Annotated in this window: 16 protein-coding genes and 1 pseudogene; 11 read left to right on the forward strand and 6 right to left on the reverse strand. The window is 69.6% G+C overall.

The features are described from left to right. Nucleotides 1-12: 12 nt before the first annotated feature. From MQC88_RS07065 to MQC88_RS07080, 4 genes are all read right to left on the reverse strand, one after another. Entirely contained in the window at nucleotides 13-432 is a 420-nt protein-coding gene (locus MQC88_RS07065; RefSeq protein WP_243320506.1) for a pilin, read from the reverse strand. A 287-nt stretch (nucleotides 433-719) separates the two neighbouring features. After that, the gene (locus MQC88_RS07070; protein ID WP_243320508.1) at nucleotides 720-1,460 is read right to left on the reverse strand and encodes a hypothetical protein; all 741 of its coding nucleotides are present in this window, start codon (nucleotides 1,458-1,460) and stop codon (nucleotides 720-722) included. A gap of 60 nt (nucleotides 1,461-1,520) precedes the next feature. Further along, on the reverse strand, nucleotides 1,521-2,954 hold the full coding sequence (locus tag MQC88_RS07075) for a sigma-54-dependent transcriptional regulator (RefSeq protein WP_243320510.1): 1,434 nt from the start codon (nucleotides 2,952-2,954) through the stop codon (nucleotides 1,521-1,523). Between the two features lie 137 nt (nucleotides 2,955-3,091). After that, nucleotides 3,092-4,705, reverse strand: coding sequence for a sensor histidine kinase (locus MQC88_RS07080; RefSeq protein WP_243320512.1), 1,614 nt, complete (start codon nucleotides 4,703-4,705; stop codon nucleotides 3,092-3,094). A 210-nt stretch (nucleotides 4,706-4,915) separates the two neighbouring features. Between MQC88_RS07080 and sucC the strand changes: the two genes are divergently transcribed. The 8 genes from sucC to MQC88_RS07120 all read left to right on the forward strand — a co-directional run bounded on the left by sucC (nucleotide 4,916) and on the right by MQC88_RS07120 (nucleotide 12,838). Next, nucleotides 4,916-6,082 (forward strand): ADP-forming succinate--CoA ligase subunit beta, encoded by a 1,167-nt coding sequence (gene sucC, locus MQC88_RS07085; RefSeq protein ID WP_243320514.1) that lies wholly within the window; start codon nucleotides 4,916-4,918, stop codon nucleotides 6,080-6,082. A gap of 165 nt (nucleotides 6,083-6,247) precedes the next feature. Beyond that, nucleotides 6,248-7,123: a succinate--CoA ligase subunit alpha gene (gene sucD, locus MQC88_RS07090; RefSeq protein WP_243320516.1), complete on the forward strand. Its 876-nt coding sequence runs from the start codon at nucleotides 6,248-6,250 to the stop codon at nucleotides 7,121-7,123. Between the two features lie 118 nt (nucleotides 7,124-7,241). Further along, nucleotides 7,242-8,213, forward strand: coding sequence for a potassium channel beta subunit family protein (locus MQC88_RS07095; RefSeq protein ID WP_243320519.1), 972 nt, complete (start codon nucleotides 7,242-7,244; stop codon nucleotides 8,211-8,213). 86 nt (nucleotides 8,214-8,299) lie between these two features. Further along, nucleotides 8,300-9,256: an SPFH domain-containing protein gene (locus MQC88_RS07100; protein WP_243320521.1), complete on the forward strand. Its 957-nt coding sequence runs from the start codon at nucleotides 8,300-8,302 to the stop codon at nucleotides 9,254-9,256. Nucleotides 9,257-9,259: 3 nt separating this feature from the next. Beyond that, a complete protein-coding gene (locus MQC88_RS07105) occupies nucleotides 9,260-9,691 on the forward strand; it encodes an NfeD family protein (RefSeq protein ID WP_243320523.1) in 432 nt (143 codons plus the stop codon). Nucleotides 9,692-9,782: 91 nt separating this feature from the next. After that, the gene (gene gcvT, locus MQC88_RS07110; protein WP_243320526.1) at nucleotides 9,783-10,913 is read left to right on the forward strand and encodes a glycine cleavage system aminomethyltransferase GcvT; all 1,131 of its coding nucleotides are present in this window, start codon (nucleotides 9,783-9,785) and stop codon (nucleotides 10,911-10,913) included. A 76-nt stretch (nucleotides 10,914-10,989) separates the two neighbouring features. After that, nucleotides 10,990-11,385, forward strand: coding sequence for a glycine cleavage system protein GcvH (gene gcvH / locus MQC88_RS07115; protein WP_243320528.1), 396 nt, complete (start codon nucleotides 10,990-10,992; stop codon nucleotides 11,383-11,385). A gap of 769 nt (nucleotides 11,386-12,154) precedes the next feature. Beyond that, nucleotides 12,155-12,838 carry a hypothetical protein gene (locus MQC88_RS07120; protein ID WP_243320530.1) on the forward strand — a complete coding sequence of 228 codons (684 nt, stop codon included), beginning with the start codon at nucleotides 12,155-12,157 and terminating at the stop codon, nucleotides 12,836-12,838. A gap of 186 nt (nucleotides 12,839-13,024) precedes the next feature. On the opposite strand, the pseudogene MQC88_RS13125 reads toward MQC88_RS07120, so the two are convergent. After that, a pseudogene (locus MQC88_RS13125) lies at nucleotides 13,025-13,396 on the reverse strand (endonuclease domain-containing protein); the annotation flags it as partial. A 208-nt stretch (nucleotides 13,397-13,604) separates the two neighbouring features. Then, nucleotides 13,605-15,047 carry a serine hydrolase domain-containing protein gene (locus MQC88_RS07130; RefSeq protein WP_425491600.1) on the reverse strand — a complete coding sequence of 481 codons (1,443 nt, stop codon included), beginning with the start codon at nucleotides 15,045-15,047 and terminating at the stop codon, nucleotides 13,605-13,607. An 82-nt stretch (nucleotides 15,048-15,129) separates the two neighbouring features. On the opposite strand from MQC88_RS07130, the gene MQC88_RS07135 reads away from it, so the two are divergent. The 3 genes from MQC88_RS07135 to MQC88_RS07145 all read left to right on the forward strand — a co-directional run bounded on the left by MQC88_RS07135 (nucleotide 15,130) and on the right by MQC88_RS07145 (nucleotide 18,387). Beyond that, entirely contained in the window at nucleotides 15,130-15,726 is a 597-nt protein-coding gene (locus MQC88_RS07135; RefSeq protein ID WP_243320532.1) for a LemA family protein, read from the forward strand. An 89-nt stretch (nucleotides 15,727-15,815) separates the two neighbouring features. Next, a complete protein-coding gene (locus tag MQC88_RS07140) occupies nucleotides 15,816-17,714 on the forward strand; it encodes a M48 family metallopeptidase (protein WP_243320535.1) in 1,899 nt (632 codons plus the stop codon). 88 nt (nucleotides 17,715-17,802) lie between these two features. After that, on the forward strand, nucleotides 17,803-18,387 hold the full coding sequence (locus MQC88_RS07145) for a methyltransferase family protein (protein ID WP_243320537.1): 585 nt from the start codon (nucleotides 17,803-17,805) through the stop codon (nucleotides 18,385-18,387). Nucleotides 18,388-18,464: the final 77 nt, after the last annotated feature.

Raw genomic sequence — 18,464 nt, forward strand, 5'->3', positions numbered from 1 at the left:
GGCAGCCCTGGATCAGCGGCAGGTGCCCGGCGCGTACTTGGTGGTGCCGGTGGCCTTGCACTTCCAGTCGATGTCGCCGCTGGTGGCGTTGACGGTGGGCGAGTCGATGATGGTGACGTTGCCGGTACCGCCGGTCTTGGTGGACGGAGCTTGAACCGAGATCACGCCGTTGGCGATCGTCAGCTGGTCGCAGTACTTGGTCGCCTGCGTGTCCACGCCGGCGGCAGCGGCATTGGTCGGCAGCGCGGTGTGCGATGCGCGGTACTCGGCCACGGCGGTCTTGGCGGACGCCATCATGTTGGCGCACTCCGACACCTTGGCGCGGACGGTGTAGTCCTGGTACGCCGGCAGCGCAATGGCGATCAGGATGCCGAGGATCGCGATGACGATCATCAGCTCGATCAGGGTGAAGCCTTGCTGGTACTTCTTCATGGTGTATCCCCTAGGAGTGGTTGAACTTCACGTGCCCCGCGTGGCCGGCCATTCCGGTCCGTCGGGTAGCCGTGCAACGATGCACGTGCACGTGGATCATACGCAGAAGCCATGCCAGCAAGGCCAGCGGGCAGGGCGGTGGACGCAACTGTCACCGGCGTCACAAAAATCGTGCCGGTTGCGATGGGCGGGTGTGACCCGTTGCGTCACCATGCGCCGCCGACGTGACCATTTGCGGCAGGCAGTCCGCCCGCCCGGTGTTGCGCCGGCGCGACATGGGTGCAGTTTCAATCCCCGGCCAGCTCCAGCGGCAAGGCGCGCAGCGGACGGCCATTGCCGGCATCGACCAGCATGGTGGCGCGGCCGGCGCGCGAGCTCACCGGGATGGCGCGCACCTGTGACTCCACGCGCCCGAGGCTGGCGAGTGCGTCGGTGATCGTGGCCTGGTCCCGTGCCGTGCGCGCGGCGGTTGCCGCCACCGGACTGGCGTTGGCCAGCAGCGTCGGCGCCGATCGTCCGTAGGCAATATAAAAAGCTGGTTGCTCCGGATACTGGCGGGCATACACGCCCGCCGCCAGCAGGTCCCGTGCTTCAAAACCCGGTACCTGGAGGCCGACCAGGCGCGGGCCGGTCCAGGACAATGCGTGCGGGTCGATGCCGGCGTCGGCCAGGTCGCCGCGATCGATGTCCATGGCCCGCACCAGCACCAGGTGGTCGCCGGCGGCGACCAGGAATACCGGCCGGATCCGGCTGAGCATGAAGCAGGCGTACGACAGGAAAGCCACCTGGATCAGCACGATCACCACCAGGTCGAGGCGCAGCGTTTTCTTGCCCGCGCGGTACGCCATCAGGGTCAGCCCCGGCCCTGCCAGCAGCACGGCCAGGAACAGGCCGGCAAGCGCCGGCCCCAGCCCCGACAAGGGCCACATGTCGAAGTGGTACCACAGCAGCATCGGTGCCAGCAGCGCAGCCGCGGTGACGACGGTGCTGGCGGCGAGGTGGATGCCGGCCGCTTTCCAGCGGGTCATGGTCGATTGTCCCCGGCCGGGGCGCGCCGGCGACGGCATGGCTTGGCGGCCCCCATCTGCTCAGTCGATTCCCAGCTTCTTGAGCTTGTAGCGCAGCGCGCGGAAGGTGATGCCGAGCGCCTTGGCCGCCTTGGTCTTGTTGTAGCGGCTGTCCTGCAGCGCCTGTTCGATCGCCTGTCGCTCGACCTCCTCGATGTAGGAAGGCAGGGCGGTCGTGGCGCTTTCGAACGGGCTGACGGTGCGCGGGTCGCGCGCGGCGTCGGGTGCGCGTGGTGCGGGCGGCGCTGCGGGCTCGACCGCGGACGCGGCGGCTGCCGGCGCGGCCGGCAGGCGCAGGTCGTCGGCGTCGATGTGGTCTTCGTCGGCCAGGGCGAGCGCGCGCTCGAGGATGTTTTCCAGTTCGCGCACGTTGCCGGGGAAGGGGTAGGCCAGCAGCGCGGCCAGGGCGTCGTCGCCGAGCGCGGGCGCGGCGCGGTTCTGTTCGCGGCCCAGGCGCGCGAGGATGCCGGCCGCCAGTTGCGGCAGGTCGTCGCGGCGCTCGCGCAGCGGCGGCACCCGCAGCTCGATCACGTTGATGCGGTAGTACAGATCGTGGCGGAAGCTGCCGTTGGCGACCAGCGCGGCCAGGTCCTTGTGGGTGGCGCTGAGGATGCGTACGTCCACCGGCACTTCGGCCGCGGCGCCGACCGGGCGGATCGATTTCTCCTGGATCGCGCGCAGCAGCTTGACCTGCATCGGCAGCGGCAGCTCGGCGATCTCGTCCAGGAACAGGGTGCCGCCGTCGGCGGCCTGGAACAGGCCCTGCTTGTCGGCGTGGGCGCCGGTGAAGCTGCCCTTCTTGTGGCCGAAGAACTCGCTTTCCATCAGCTCGGCCGGGATCGCGCCGCAGTTGACCGGGACGAACGGACCCTTGGCACGGCCGCCTTCGGCATGGATGGTGCGCGCGACGAGTTCCTTGCCGACGCCCGATTCGCCGGTGATGGCGATCGGCGCCTGGCTGCGCGCGACCTTGGCGACGGTGGCGCGCAGCGCCTGCATCGCCGGCGAGTCCCCGCGCAGGCGGCCGAGGCCGGCGTCCGCGGCGGCCTTGCCGGCGGCTTCGCGGCGGCGCAGGTTGAGGTCCAGCGCGTGCTTGACCAGGCCGCGCAGGACGTTGATGTCCACCGGCTTGTTGACGAAGTCGAAGGCGCCGGCCTTGAGCGCGTCGACCGCGGCTTCGACGTTGCCGTAGGCGGTGATGACGGCGGTCGGGGTGTCGGGGTGGCGGGCGGTGATCTCGGCGACCAGGTCGATGCCGGAACCGTCGGGCAGGCGCATGTCGGTCAGGCACAGGTCGTAGTGGCCCTGCGCCAGCTGCGCCCGCGCGGCGGCGAGCGAGGCGGCGGTGTCGGTGCGCAGGCCCATGCGACCCAGGGTGAGGACCAGCAATTCGCGGATGTCGCGCTCGTCGTCGACGATCAGCGCACTGGACGGGATTCCGCGGGGTTCACTCATGCGCGCACCTTAGCGGAAGCGTGGCGCGGGGGCCAAGTGTGGCTTTCGGGGCTTTGCCCTCGCCCCGCGCCGTGCTGCCGTCGCCCGGGCAGCGGAAGAGGGGCGGCGCGCAACGCGGCAGGGTGGGGGCGGCGGCCCTACGCCGGCAGCAGTGCGTTCGGACCCGGCAGGGTGACGCGGAAGCAGCTGCCGCCACCGGGGACGGGCACGTAGTCGAGCGTTGCTTCGTTGGCGCGGCACAGTTCGCGCGCGATGTAGAGCCCCAGGCCGGTGCCGTGCTCGGAAGTGGTGAAGAACGGGCGGAACAGCTGCACCTGCGCGCCGGCGGAGATGCCCGGGCCACGGTCGAGCACGTCGATGGTGGGGAGGCCGTCGGCGGCGTGCACCGCCAGCGTCACCCGCGCCGGGTCGCCGGGCAGGTGGCCGTAGGTGAGCGCGTTCTGCAGCAGCACGGTCAGCACCTGCTGCAGGTGGCGCGGGTCGGCCAGCGCCGGCACCGGCAGCGGGCCGCCGGTGACCTGCACGCTGCCCGATTCGGGCGGCAGCATCTGCTTGTAGTCCTCGACGAAGCGGCGGGTGAACGTCACCAGGTCGACGTGCTCGGCGCTGGCGCGCTCGCGCCGCGCCAGTCCGAGCACGCTCTCGACGATGCCGTTGGTGCGCAGGCATTGCTGGTGGACGATCTGCAGCAGGCGGCGGTCGCCGGCGGAGATCTCGGTGGATTCCTCCAGCAGCTGGGTGGCGTAGCTGATCGCCGCCAGCGGGTTGCGGATCTCGTGGGCGAGGCTGGCGGAGAAGCGGCCCAACGTGGCCAGGGTCATCGATTCGGCGCGGCGCGACACCAGGCTGGTGTCGTCGAGGAACACCAGGGTGCTGTCGCCCTGCGCCAGCAGGCGGGCGAAGCGCGGCAGCACTTCGAGCTGCTCGCTGCCGAAGCGAAGCGGGCTGTCGTCGGGCTCGCCGTCGCGCAGCCATTTGCGCAGGCGGCGCGCCAGTTCCGGCGCGGCCAGCGCGAGGTTGCGCTCGCCTTCGACCTCGCCCAGCAGCAGCAGCGCGGCCTCGTTGGCCAAGCGGATGTGGCAGTCGCCGTCGACCAGCAGCACGCCGGTGCGCATGCGGCGGATGATCAGTTCGTTGATCGCGGCCAGGTCGGCGACCTCGGCGCCGCGGCGTGCGGCCAGCTCCTGGCTTTCGCGCATCTGCCGGCCGAGCAGGTAGGTGAGCATCGCGATCGAGAGGTAGCTGACCGCGAACATCACGCGCTCGGCCAACGGGTGCCCGGTATCGGTGTCGAACAGCGCGTTCCAGACGAACTCGGCGATCATCGTCGCGCTGGCCAGCGCCCCCAGGCCCAGGCCGTAGCGCAGCGGCACGATCAGCGCCGCCGCGCCGATGTTGAACATCAGCAGCAGTGCGATGCCGGGTGCGGCCATCGGCAGCGAGTGGATCGCCAGGGTGGCGGCGGCGATGTCGATGGTGGTGCCGACGATCACCTGCGTGCGCGGTGCGCGCCGGCGCTGCGCCCAGTACAGCAGCAACCCCGAGGCCGCGAGGTAGACGACGGTGGTGGCCTTGCCAACCAGGGCGTGACGCGGTTCGCCGATCAGCGCGCCGGTCGGGCTGAACAGCATCAGCGCCAGCAGCGCGGCTTCGAACACCCGGTAGAGGCTGAAGAAATACTGGTCGCGACGATGGGCGTCGGCGTCGGAAGGCGCGTTGGTCCGTCGCGCGGTGGCGGGGCTGGGCGGCACGCGGGCTCCGGGCGGGCGGTGTCGCCGGCGAGTATAGGCGGGTGTCGCGGGCCCCTTGCGCCCCGGCTCGCCGGGCGCCCCGGTTTTGCCCGCGGCCGGCGCATGCGCGACAATGGCGGTTCCGCTCGCGTTTCGACGGCGTGCCGGCCGGCCCGATGGGCCTGCGTGGCGCGGCCCGCCCGGGCGTTCCCCTCCTCCGCTGGACGATCGATGAACTTCCACGAATACCAGGCCAAGCAGTTGTTTGCCGACTACGGCATTGCGGTTCCCGCCGGGCGCGTCGCGCGCACGCCGGAAGAGGCGGTCGATGCGGCCAAGGCCATCGGCGGCGATTTCTGGGTGGTCAAGGCGCAGATCCACGCCGGCGGCCGCGGCAAGGCCGGCGGCGTCAAGCTGTCGCGCTCGCTGGACGAGGTCCGCGAGTACGCCAAGGGCATGCTCGGCACCAGGATGGAAACCTACCAGTCCGCCGGCGTCGCCCTGCCGATCGACAGCGTGCTGGTGACCCAGGCCACCGACATCGCCCAGGAGCTGTACCTGTCGGTATTGGTGGACCGCTCGACCAAGTCGATCACCTTCATCGCTTCGTCCGAGGGCGGCGTGGAGATCGAGAAGACCGCCGAGGAAAACCCGGACGCGATCAAGACCCTGCACGTGAACTACGTCCAGGGCCTGCAGCCCTACCAGTGCCGCGAGATGGGTTTCTCGCTCGGCCTGAGCGCCAAGCAGGTCAACCAGCTGACGAAGATCATGCTGGGCCTGTTCAAGCTGTTCAACGACAAGGACCTGGCGCTGGTGGAGCTGAACCCGCTGGCGATCCTGAAGGACGGCAACCTCGCGGTGCTCGACGGCAAGGTCAACTCCGACGACAACGCCACCTTCCGCCACGCCGACCTGGCCGCGATGCGCGACATCCGCCAGGAGGACGAAACCGAGGTCAAGGCCAGCCAGCACGACCTCAACTACGTGACCATGGACGGCAACATCGGCTGCATGGTCAACGGCGCCGGCCTGGCGATGGCGACGATGGACGTGATCAAGCTGGAAGGCGGCGAGCCGGCGAACTTCCTCGACGTCGGCGGCGGCGCCAACAAGGAGCGCGTGACCGAGGCGTTCAAGCTGATCCTGTCCAGCGACAAGGTCAAGGCGATCTTCGTCAACATCTTCGGTGGCATCGTGCGCTGCGACATGATCGCCGAGGGCATCATCGCCGCGGTCAAGGACGTGGGCGTGCAGGTGCCGGTGATCGTGCGCCTGGAAGGCACCAACGTCGAAGCCGGCAAGGCGCTGCTGAAGAACTCGGGCCTGGCCATCATCGCCGCCGACGACATCAACGACGGCGCCCGCAAGGCGGTCGAAGCGGTCAAGGCCGCCTGACGCTCGCATTGTTTCCGTTTCTCCAGCCCCCTTGAGTCAAGGGGGCGACCTCGACGCGAAGCGGCGAGGTGGGGGATGTGGGGACACGGTTTGGCGGACAACGGTATTGGGCGTTGTCCGACGTGGCCGAAGTCCCGGCAATCAATATCCAAGGAACTCCAAGAAATGTCCGTTTTGGTCAACAAGAACACCAAGGTCATCGTCCAGGGCTTCACCGGCACCCAGGGCACCTTCCACGCCGAGCAGATGCTCGACTACGGCACCAAGGTCGTCGGCGGCGTGACCCCGGGCAAGGGCGGCAGCGAGCACCTGGGCCTGCCGGTGTTCGACACCGTCGCCGACGCGGTCGCCGAGACCGGCGCCGACGCCTCCGTCATCTACGTGCCGCCGCCGTACGCGGCCGACGCGATCCTGGAAGCGGCCGACGCCGGCATCAAGGTGATCGTCGCCATCACCGAGGGCATCCCGGTGCTGGACATGCTGCGGGTCAAGAACACGCTGAAGGGCTACGAGGACGTGGTGCTGGTCGGGCCGAACTGCCCGGGCATCATCACCCCCGGCGAGTGCAAGATCGGGATCATGCCGGGGCACATCCACATGCCGGGCAAGGTCGCGATCGTCTCGCGCTCGGGCACGCTGACCTATGAAGCCGTGAAGCAGACCACCGACGCCGGCCTGGGCCAGTCGACGGTGATCGGCATCGGCGGCGACCCGATCAACGGCCTGAACTTCATCGACTGCCTGAAGCTGTTCCAGGACGACCCGCAGACCGAGGGCATCATCATGGTCGGCGAGATCGGCGGTTCCGCGGAAGAGGAAGCGGCGGAGTTCATCAGCGAATACGTCACCAAGCCGGTGGTCGGCTTCATCGCCGGCGCCTCGGCGCCCAAGGGCAAGCGCATGGGCCACGCCGGCGCGATCGCGTCGGGCGGCGCCGGTACCGCGGAAGGCAAGTTCGCGGCGATGGAGAAGGCCGGCGTCACCACCGTGAAGTCGCCCGGCGACCTCGGCGCGGCGATCGCGAAGCGGCTGGCGAAGTAGGCGCGCCGCCACTGGGGTGTCGCGAAGGGCCGCATTGTGCGGCCCTTCGCGTTTTGCACGGGCCTATCGGCCGCGATCACCCGTTACGATGATGGACCGCCCCGTGCAGGTACCCCCCATGCAATACCGCCGCCTCGGATCCTCCGGCCTGCAACTGTCGGTGCTGTCGTTCGGCGCCTGGGTGACCTTCGGCAACCAGGTCGGGCGTGGCGCGGCCCGCGAGATGGTCGCGGCGGCCTGGGACCACGGCATCAACTTCTTCGACAACGCCGAGGCCTACGCCAATGGCGAAGCCGAGCGCGTGATGGGCGACGTGCTGGCGGACCTGCGCCTGCCGCGCGACGGCTATTGCGTGTCGAGCAAGGTGTTCTTCGGCGCCGCGAAGGAGCCGGGGCCGACGCAGAAGGGGCTGTCGCGCAAGCACGTGGTCGATGCCTGCCACGCTGCATTGAAGCGCCTGCGCGTGGACTACCTCGACCTGTACTACTGCCACCGTCCCGATCCGGACACCCCGATCGAGGAAACCGTGCGCGCGATGGACGGCCTGGTGCGCCAGGGCAAGGTGCTGTACTGGGGCACGTCGGAATGGTCGGCGCAGCAGATCCGCGAGGCGCACAAGATCGCGCGCCTGCGACACCTGGAACCGCCGACGATGGAGCAGCCGCAATACAACCTGATGCACCGCGAGCGGGTCGAACTGGAATACGCGCCGCTGTACGCCGAGTTCGGCATGGGCACCACCACCTGGTCGCCGCTCGCGTCGGGCCTGCTCACCGGCAAGTACAACCACGGCGTGCCGCCGGAGACGCGGCTCGGGCAGGAAGGGTACGGCTGGCTGCAGCGCATGGTGCTGGGCGAGGCGAAAGAGCGCCGGGTGGAGCGCGCGCGCCGGTTCACGCTGCTGGCGCGCGACCTCGGGGTGGCGCCGGCGCCGCTGGCGATCGCCTGGTGCCTGCGCAACCCGCATGTGTCCACGGTGCTGCTCGGCGCCTCGCGCACCGAACAGCTGCTGCAGAACATGGAGGCGCTGACGCTGGGCGAACGCCTGGACGAGAACGCCTGGAAACGCGTGGAGGCGGCGACCGCCTGAGAGGCGCGACGCTCGAACCGCTTTCCGCAAGCCCGGCGCCGTATGATGGGACTGCGCCCGGGGGGCGCTCCTACGAGGGGTCCGCAATGTCCGTATCGCTGCTCGCCATCGTCCTGCTGGTCGCAGGCGTCATCATCCTGTTCAAGACCGTGCGCATGGTGCCGCAGGGCTGGGAGTGGACGGTGGAGCGCTTCGGCCGCTACACCGAGACCCTGAGCCCGGGCCTGCATTTCCTGGTGCCGATCGTGTACGGGATCGGGCGCAAGGTGAACATGATGGAGCAGGTGCTGGAGGTGCCGTCGCAGGACGTCATCACCAAGGACAACGCCGTGGTCAAGGTCGACGGCATCGTCTTCTTCCAGGTGCTGGACGCGGCCAAGGCGGCGTATGAAGTGGCCACCCTGGAGATCGCGATCCTCAACCTGGTGATGACCAACATCCGCACCGCGATAGGCTCGATGGACCTGGACGAGTCGCTGTCCAAGCGCGACGAGATCAACGCCAAGGTGCTGGTGGCGGTCGACCAGGCGACGCATCCCTGGGGCATCAAGGTCAACCGCATCGAGCTCAAGGACATCGCGCCGCCGCGCGACCTGGTCGAGGCGATGGCGCGGCAGATGAAGGCCGAGCGCGAGAAGCGCGCCAACATCCTCGAGGCCGAGGGCTTCCGCCAGGCGGCGATCCTCAAGGCCGAGGGCGAAAAGCAGTCGACGATCCTGGAAGCCGAGGGCGACAAGGAGGCCGCATTCCGCCAGGCCGAGGCGCGCGAGCGCCTGGCCGAGGCCGAGGCGGCGGCGACCAAGGCGGTGTCCGATGCGATCGCCGGCGGCAACGTGCAGGCGATCAACTACTTCGTGGCGCAGAAGTACATCGAGGCGTTCAAGGCGCTGGCCGAGGCGCCGAACCAGAAGTTCGTGATGATGCCGATGGAATCGGCCGGCGTGATCGGTTCGCTCGGCGGCATCGCCGAACTGGCCAAGGAAGCGCTGCACCAGCAACCGGGCCGCGCCGTGATCGCGCCGGCGCCGCGCGCCGGAGGCTGAGCCATGCGCTGGGACGTGTTCGCGTGGGCCGCGGTCGCGCTGCTGCTGTTCGCGGCGGAAGCGCTGGCGCCGGGGGCGTTCATGCTGTGGCTGGGGCTGGCCGCGGCGGTGGTGTTCCTGGCGGTATGGATCGTGCCCGGGATCCCGCTGCTGCTGCAGGTCGGCGCCTTCGTGGTGCTGAGCTTCGTCTCGATCCAGGTCTACCGGCGCTGGTTCCGCGGACGCGAACCGGCCAGCGACCAGCCGGCGCTGAACCGGCGCGCCGTCGCGCTGGTCGGCCGCGTGGTGCCGCTGCAGGCGGCGATCGTCAACGGCCGCGGCCGCGTGCAGATCGCCGACGCGTACTGGGACGTCAGCGGCCCCGACCTGCCGGTCGGCACCGCGGTGCGCATCACCGGGGCCGAGGACATGCTGTTGCAGGTGGAACCGGCCTGAGGCGCGCGCGCGCGGCGCAGGCGCCGTGGGCACGAGCAGGATTGGCCGTGGCGCGGGATAATCGCCGTCTCCCCACGCCCGAGCCACCGCGATGACCCAGAAGACCATCCTCAACGACGCCCATCGCGCCCTGGGCGCCAAGATGGTCGACTTCGGCGGCTGGGACATGCCGCTGCATTACGGCTCGCAGGTCGAGGAACACCACCAGGTGCGGCGCGACGCCGGCATGTTCGACGTCTCGCACATGACCGTGGTCGACCTCGAGGGCGCGCGCGTGCGCGAGTTCCTGCGCCACCTCGTCGCCAACTCGGTGGACAAGCTGCAGAAGCCGGGCAAGGCCCTGTACACCTGCATGCTGAATGCGCAGGGTGGGGTGATCGACGACCTGATCATCTATTACCTGGCCGACGATTTCTTCCGGCTGGTGGTCAACGCCGCCACCCGCGACAAGGACCTGGCGTGGATCAACGCGCAGGCGCAGGCGTTCGCGGTGGCCGTCACCGAGCGCCGCGACTTCAGCATGATCGCGGTGCAGGGCCCGGGCGCGCGCGAACGCGTGCTCGGCCTGCTCGATGCCGACGGCGCCAGGGTCGCCGGCAAGCTCGGCAAGTTCGCTGCCGCGCAAGTGAAGGCCGCCGACGGCGGCGCGCTGTTCATCGCCCGCACCGGCTACACCGGCGAGGACGGTTTCGAGATCGTGGTGCCCGGGGAGCGCGCGGTCGCGCTGTGGGATGCGCTGCTCGCGGCCGGGGTCAAGCCCGCGGGCCTGGGTGCGCGCGACACGCTGCGGCTGGAAGCGGGCATGAACCTCTACGGCCAGGACATGGACGAGACGGTGACGCCGTACGAGGCGGGCCTGGCGTGGACCGTGGCGCTGGACGACGGCGCGGACGGCAAGCCGCGCGACTTCATCGGCCGCGACGTGCTGCAGGCGCAGAAGGACGCGGGCGTGCCGCGCCAGCTGATCGGGCTGGTGATGGACGACAAGGGCGTGCTGCGCCATGGCCAGCGCGTGCTCACGCCGCACGGCGACGGCGAGATCCTCTCGGGCACGTTCTCGCCGACGCTGGGCAAGGCGATCGCGTTCGCGCGGGTGCCGGCCGGCGACATCGCCATGGGCGCGGGCGGGCAGGTACGCGTGGACATCCGCGGCAAGGAAGTGCCGGTGCGCGTGGTGCGGTTCCCGTTCGTGCGCGACGGCAAGCCGCAGGACGGCATTTGATTTTCCCGCCCCCGGCTTGGCTAAACTACGATCCCTACCACGACGGTCCGACCGACCCGTACCCCCGGAGCACACGATGAGCGAGATCCCCGGCGACCTGAAGTTCCTGAAGTCCCACGAGTGGGCCCGCGTCGAAGGCGACGGCAAGGTCACCATCGGCATCTCCGACCATGCGCAGGGCCTGCTCGGCGACTTGGTCTATGTCGAACTGCCGAGCGTCGGCGACCGCGTCGAAGCCGGCAACGCCAGCGCCGTGGTCGAGTCGGTGAAAGCGGCGTCGGACGTGTACAGCCCGGTCACCGGCACCGTGGTCGAGGTCAACAGCGCGCTGTCGGACAAGCCCGAGACGATCAACGAAGACGCCTACGGCGACGGCTGGCTGTTCGTGGTCGAAGCCGAGGAACCGGACCAGCTGAACGAGTTGCTGGACCCGGACGCCTACGCCGAACTGCTCGAGGAAGAAGACCACTGACGCGTTCGCGCGCAGCGTCGTTCCGCTCCGGCCGCCATGTGCGGCCGGATTCGTTTCCGGGGGTCGCACGCTTGCCCGGCGCTGTGGACCAGGTGCGCCGGCGGGGGACGCGCGGTTGTGTTCGCGGCACACCGCGCGGATGCGAAGAGTTGTTTCGCGAGGGCGAAGACACGGGTTGCAGCGCCGTCGCGACGGCTTCGAACGGCGTTCGCGGGAACCGCGCGGGCGCCGGAATTCTTGCGCACTTTGGCGCATTCGGGCTGTTGCGACGCGCAACCGGTGCTTCGGCCGCGGTCGCCCGATGCGCGTCGGTTCAGCGCCTGTCGACGCCGCCGGCGACGTCGCGTGCAGCATCCGTGCAACAGCGCCGGTTGCGCCGCCGTCGTTGCGACGCGCATGCACAAACCGCATAAAACGCGGCATTTTTTGCACGACGCGATTCGTGTTGCGTCGTCGGCCGGCGATCGTCGTCGCACGTGTCGCCGCTGTCGCGCGCTCGCCGCGCCCCGAGCGGCGACGGCGGCCGCGGCCGCCGGGCAGGATTTTTTTGCGACAGGTTGTTGACAGTTGAAAAAACCGTGATTAGGTTTCGCCCCAGCAGACGTGACCTGCGGACGAGAGTGAGTCGAGCAACCAAGACAACGAGCAGCACAACGCAGCCCTCCGCCCCGGCAGTCTCGAAGGTGGACGCGGGCACCGTCTCCTCCGCGAAAACAGATTCCAACCCCGAACACGCCGACCTGCATCGCCTCGCGACGCGGGTTTTTTATTGCCGGCAGGCGCGCGCCGGCATCCCCTTGGTGCGGATCCGTCCGCAGGAGCCGGCGCTTCCAGGCGCGGGCTCGCCAGCAAGATCCGTTCCGGTGCGCCTTGCGCGCCGGCGGTTGATCGCGGGTCCGACTCCCGCGATGTCGTTTCGTACTGGGCTGCAGTACCTGTAAGTCAACTGACGAGGAGCCATCCCATGGCCATGAAGAAAGCTGCGAAGAAGTCCGCCAAGAAGGCGACGAAGAAGGCCGCCCGTAAACCGGCGGCGAAGAAGGCTGCGAAGAAGACCGTGCGCAAGGCCGCCAAGAAGACCGCGCGCAAGGCCACCAAGAAGACCGCGAAGAAGGCCGTCCGCAAGACTGCCGCCAAGCGTCGTCCGGCCAAGAAGGCCGCCAGGAAGACCGCGAAGAAGGCGACCCGCAAGACCGCCGCCAAGCGTCGTCCGGCCAAGAAGGCTGCCAAGAAGACCGCGAAGAAGACGGCCCGCAAGGCCGCCAAGCGTCCGGCGAAGAAGGCCGCGGCCAAGCGCCGTCCGGCGAAGAAGGCCGCGAAGAAGACCGCCAAGAAGGCGGCGAAGCGTCCTGCCAAGAAGACCGCCAAGAAGGCCGCGAAGAAGGCCAAGCGTCCTGCGAAGCGAAAGGCTGCCCCGGTGGCAATGCCCTCCGCTCCCGCACCGATGATGTAAGCAAGACCCGATTAGCCGTCATCGAGACTCCCTCTCCGCACGCCCAGGCGGAGGGGGAGTTTTTTTATGGGCCAATGTCGCCTTCCGCCCGCCGCGCCGCGTCCCCGCAACGGCGGCCGCGCCGCGTCCCCGAAACATCGGCCGCACGCGCCGGTCTTTCCTTCTCCCGCCAGGCGGGAGAAGGTGCCCCGAAGGGGCGGATGAGGGCAGTACGTCAGTCAGCCGCAGGGCCCGCAGGACCTCCTCGAGCACTTCCTCCTGCGCCCGCAGCACCTGGTGGTTCCAGAACCTCAACACCCGATACCCGCGCGATTCCAGGTAGGTCGTCCTCGTCCGGTCGTAACCCGCCTGATCCAAATGCTGTCCACCGTCCGCTTCGATGACCAGCCGGCGGTCGATGCAGGCGAAGTCGGCGAAATACGGGCCGATGGATTGCTGTCGACGAAACTTGAATCCTTCCAGCCGGCGATCGCGCAGCAGGTGCCATAGGCGGCGTTCGGCATTGGTCTGGCGACGCCGCAGGATGCGTGCGCGATTGCAGTCCTGGCCTCTCCGCATGGTCGTGCGCCCGTTGCCGTGATCAGGCAATGGTGCGTTCGCGAAGACACGCCGGGAATCGGAAAGGTCTTTGTTCTGGTGTGGGTGAAGCGCCCTCATCCGCCGCTACGCGGCACCTTCTCCCGCTTTGCGGGAGAAGGAAAGGATGGTTCCTTTGCGGCGTCGGGCGTCGGGCGTCGGGCGTCCGCCTGCCGACGGTGCGGAAGCGTTATTCCGGCTTCGCGCGCGAGGTCGAAGCCTCGCTGCCGGCCTGCGACGGCGTCGCCTGCGCCGGGCGCTGCTGCGCATACAGCAGGTCGACCTCGTCCTCGTCCAGGTCCAGCCAGTCGCCGGACGGCAGCCCGATCGCGCTGTCGAGGATGGTCGGCATCAGTCCGCTCGGGACGCCGCTGGTGCTGTTCCAGAGGATCACCACGCCGAGGTCGCGCTCGGGCACCAGCGCGATCGAGGCGCGATAGCCCTGCACCGCGCCGCCATGGAACACCACCCGGTGGCCGGCGTAGTCGTACACGCGCCAGCCGATGCCGTAGCCGGCCGCGCCGAGGCGTTCGCGCCGCCACGAGGAGCCGCGCATTTCGGTCGGCGTGTCGATCACCGGCGCGTGCAGCGTGGCCAGCAGCGATTCGGGCAGCACGTCGGGACGGTGCCCGGTTTGCGCGACCAGCCATTGCGCCATGTCGCTGATGCTGGCGTTGACGCCGGCGGCGGGGGCGACGCGGTAGTAGGTCGGCTTCGGGGTCAGCGCCACCCATCCCCTGCCGCCGCGCACGTGCGGGCGCGCCCAGCGCGGGCTGTTCTCGATGCCTTCCAGGCCGTAGCTGGCGTCGTCCATGCCCAGCGGCTTGAAGATGCGGCGCGCGACGGTTTCGCTGAAGAAGCGCCCGGTGGCGGCGAACACCACGTCGCCGATCAGGCTGAAGGCGACGTTCTGGTAGGCGTAGCACTGGCCGGGCGCGCACTTCATCGGCGCGTAGGCGAGCCGCTGCACCAGGCTGCGATAGTCGGCGCCGTCCTCGATGTCGCGGTCGTAGGCGTTGTGGGTGAGGCCGACGCGCTGGCTGAGCACTTCGGCGACGGTGAGCTGCTGCGCGGCGCCGGGTTGCGACAGGCGCAGGTCGGGCATGAAGTCGGCGACGCGGCTGTCCCAGCGCAGCGCGCCCTCGGACACCAGCATGCCGGTGACGGTACCGGCGAAGGCCTTGGACAGCGACGCCAGCCGGAACACGGTGTGCGCGTCGACCGGTTCGGGCTGGCCGACGTCGGTGACGCCATAGCCGCGCGCGCTGACGATGCGGCCATCCTTCACCACCGCCAGCGCCAGGCCCGGCACGCGGCCGTCGGCGACCATCGCCTGCGCCATCGCCTCGAAGCGATGCACGTCGAAGCTCGGGGCCAGCGGCAGCGCGCGCGGCGGTGGCGGTGCATAGGCGATCTGGTGCGGCGACACCGGCGCGGCCGGCAGCGACGGCGTGACCACGGTGGCCAGGCGGGTGGCCTGTGGCGACGGCTGCCAGCGCAGCGATGTCTGTGCGGTGGAACCCAGCGCCAGCGGCAGCAGCACCGCCAGCGCGGCGAGCCGCGGCGTGCGCCAGCGATGGCTGGCCTGGTCGCGTGGAGCCTGGAAGCCGGGCCGGATCGCGTCGTCTTTCATCGGGCATGCCCCCTGCGTATGCTGCGCCTGCAGGCCGATCATAGCGCCTGCTCCGGACTTTGCATGAACAAGGGGAACTTCGATGGGCACGCTCCTGATTCTGCTGGTAATTGTGGTCGCCGTCGCATTCTTCGCCGTGGCTATCTACAACGGCCTGGTCACCGCCCGCAATGCCTTCAGGAATGCCTTCGCCCAGATCGACGTGCAGCTGCAACGCCGGTTCGACCTGATCCCCAACCTGGTCGAGACCGCCAAGGGCTACCTGACGCACGAGCGCGAGACCTTCGAGGCGGTGACCGCCGCGCGCGCGGCGGCGATGTCCGGGCTGGCGGCGGCCAAGGCCAGCCCCGGCGATCCGGCGGCGATGGCCGAGCTGGGCAAGGCCGAGGGCGTGCTGAACGGCGCGCTTGGACGCCTGATGGTGTCGGTCGAGGCCTATCCGGAACTCAAGGCCAGCCAGAACATGATGCAGGTGTCCGAGGAACTGACCTCGACCGAGAACAAGGTCGCGTTCGCGCGCCAGGCGTTCAACGATTCGGTGATGGCCTACAACAACAAGCGCGAAGTGTTCCCGTCGAGCGTGGTCGCCGGCATGTTCAACTTCGCCCCCGCGGCGCTGCTGGAGATTCCCGAAGCGCAGCAGGCAGCGGTGCGTGCGGCGCCCAGGGTGCAGTTCTGATCGATGCCCGTCCACGCCGGGCGGGCGCACGGGTCGGCGCCGCCCCTCGTCGCCCTGTGCCGTAGGCAGGCAAGGGGAACCCACACGCCATGAACTTCTTCGAACACCAGGCCGCCGCGCGCCGCACCTCCACGCGGCTGGTAGTGTTGTTCGCGCTGGCGGTGCTGGGGATCGTGCTCGCGGTCGATTTCGCGGTGTACGTGCTGTTCGGTGGCGCGTCCGGGCAGGGTGGCGCGCTGCTGGCGTTCACCACCGTCGCGACGCTGGGCATCATCGGCCTGGGTTCGCTGTACCGGATCGCCTCGCTGCGTGGCGGTGGCGAACCGGTGGCACTGCAGCTGGGCGGCGTGCCCGTTCCCGAGGACACCGCCGACTTCAACCTGCGCCGGCTGCGCAACGTGGTCGAGGAGATCGCGATCGCTTCCGGGGTACCGGTGCCCAAGGTCTACGTGCTCGAGCACGAGGCGGCGATCAACGCCTTCGCCGCCGGCTACACGCCGTCGGACGCGGTGGTCGCGGTCACCCGGGGCGCGCTCGACCGGCTCAACCGCGACGAACTGCAGGGCGTGATCGCGCACGAGTTCAGCCACATCCTCAACGGCGACATGCGCCTGAACGTGCGCCTGATCGGCGTGCTGTTCGGTATCCTGATGCTGGGCATCATCGGCCGCAAGGTGCTGCAGTTCGGGCCTCGCGGGCGCAACAACAAGGGTGCCGGCGCGATCATGGTGGCGGCGCTGGTCGCGCTCGTGGTCGGCTACATCGGGCTGTTCTTCGGGCGCATGATCAAGGCCGGGGTGAGCCGCACGCGCGAGTCGCTGGCCGATGCCAGCGCGGTGCAGTTCACCCGGCAGACGCAGGGCCTGGCGGGCGCGCTGAAGAAGATCGGTGGCCTCGGCGAAGGCTCGAAGCTCAACGATCGCGGCGATGCCGAGGAGGTCAGCCACATGCTGTTCGGCGACGGCATCGGTTTCTCCGGCCTGTTCGCCACCCATCCACCCTTGCTCAAGCGGATCCAGCTGCTGGATCCGCAGTTCCGCGCCGACCAGCTCGGCGAACTGCAGCGGCGCTGGCTGGCGTCGCCACCGGACGGACTGGAGGAGGACGCGCGCCTGGGCCTGACTGCAGGCACCGCCGCTGCACTGCCGGGCGCTGCCAGCCAGTTTTCGGTGACGCCGCCGATGGTGGTGGCGCAGGTGGCGACGCCGGCCGCGGACGACTATCGGCGGGCCGATGCGATCGTCGCCCGCATTCCCGACGAGCTGCGCGCGCTCGCCGCGCGCCGCGACGCGGTGATGCCGCTGCTGCTCGGCCTGCTGCTGGCCGACGACCCGGCGCTGGCGCGGATCCAGGGCACCGAGATCTCCGCGCGGCTGGGCGCGGCCGCGGCCGAGGCGGCCACGGCGTTGCATGCGCGGCAGCTGGCCGGGCTGCACCCGATGTTGCGGCTGCCGCTGGCGGCGCTGGCGTTCCCGGTGCTGCGGTTGCGGCCGCGACCGGAGCTCGACACGTTCCTGGACACCGTGCACGCGGTGGTCAATGCCGATGGCGAGGTATCGCTGTTCGAGTATTGCCTGGGGCGGCTGCTGCAGGTGCAGGTGCGCGAGTCGCTGGATCCCGGGCGCAACGCGACCTTCGGTCGCCGCAAGCTGTCGGCGGTGCGCAGCGAGGTCTCCACGTTGTTGTGCGTGGTCGCGCAGGCCGGCAACGGCAATCCGGCCGACGCGCAGCGCGCCTACCTGGCCGGCATCCAGCGGGTGCTGCCGAGCGACCACCTGCCGTACCTGGCGCGCGAAGGCGTACGCGCCCTGGATGCGGTGTGGGAGCCGCTGGATGCGCTCGATCCGCTGGCCCGGCAGGCGCTGGTCGAAGGCATCACCGCGACCATCAGCCACGACGGCCGCGTCAACGTCGCCGAGTCGGAACTGCTGCGCACGATCTGCGGCGTGCTGCACTGTCCGCTGCCGCCGATGCTCGAGCACTCCTGATCCGGCGATCGCCCCTTCCCCGTGACTTCGGGCACGCGCGCCGTGCGCGAAGGCTGCGATGCTTGGCCGGACCCGAGGGGGAACCACCATGGACCTGCCGTACGACAAGATCATCAAGACCATCTGGCTGGCGTTCGCCCTGTGCTGGCTGTGGTACGCGCGCCAGGCCAAGGCGGTGCAGCGACGCGAATCGCCCGGGTTGCGTTTCGCCAAGTACTGGCTGCCGCTGATCGCGGCCGGGGCGCTGCTCGGCCCCGGAGAGTGGTACGACGCGGCCGGCGCCTGGCTGAAGTTGCGGTGGCTGCCCGAAAGCGACTGGCTGCGGGCGCTGGGCTGCCTGCTGGCGCTGGTCGGCATCGCGTTCGCGGTGCGCGCGCGCCAGGTGCTGGGCGAGAACTGGAGCGTCGCGGTGCAGCTCAAGCGCGGGCACGAGTTGATCGAGCGCGGCCCCTATCGCTGGGTACGGCATCCGATCTACACCGGGCTGCTGCTGGCGTTCCTCGGCACCGCGGTGCTGATCGGAGAGTTGCGCGGCCTGTTGGCGCTGGCGATCGTGGCGGCGTCGTTCTGGTTCAAGCTGCGGCTGGAGGAGCGCTGGCTGGGCGAGCAGTTCGGGCCGGCGTATGCCGACTACAAGACGCGGGTGAAGGCGCTGGTCCCCGGTCTCCTTTGAGGGCATGCCGGGGCGTCGGACCGACGCTTCGCCCGGCGACTGCGCGAGCTTGGAGATGCTTCTTCGAGTGGTTCTTG

Source organism: Cognatiluteimonas sedimenti (genome assembly GCF_022808325.1).
GTDB lineage: Bacteria > Pseudomonadota > Gammaproteobacteria > Xanthomonadales > Xanthomonadaceae > Cognatiluteimonas > Cognatiluteimonas sedimenti.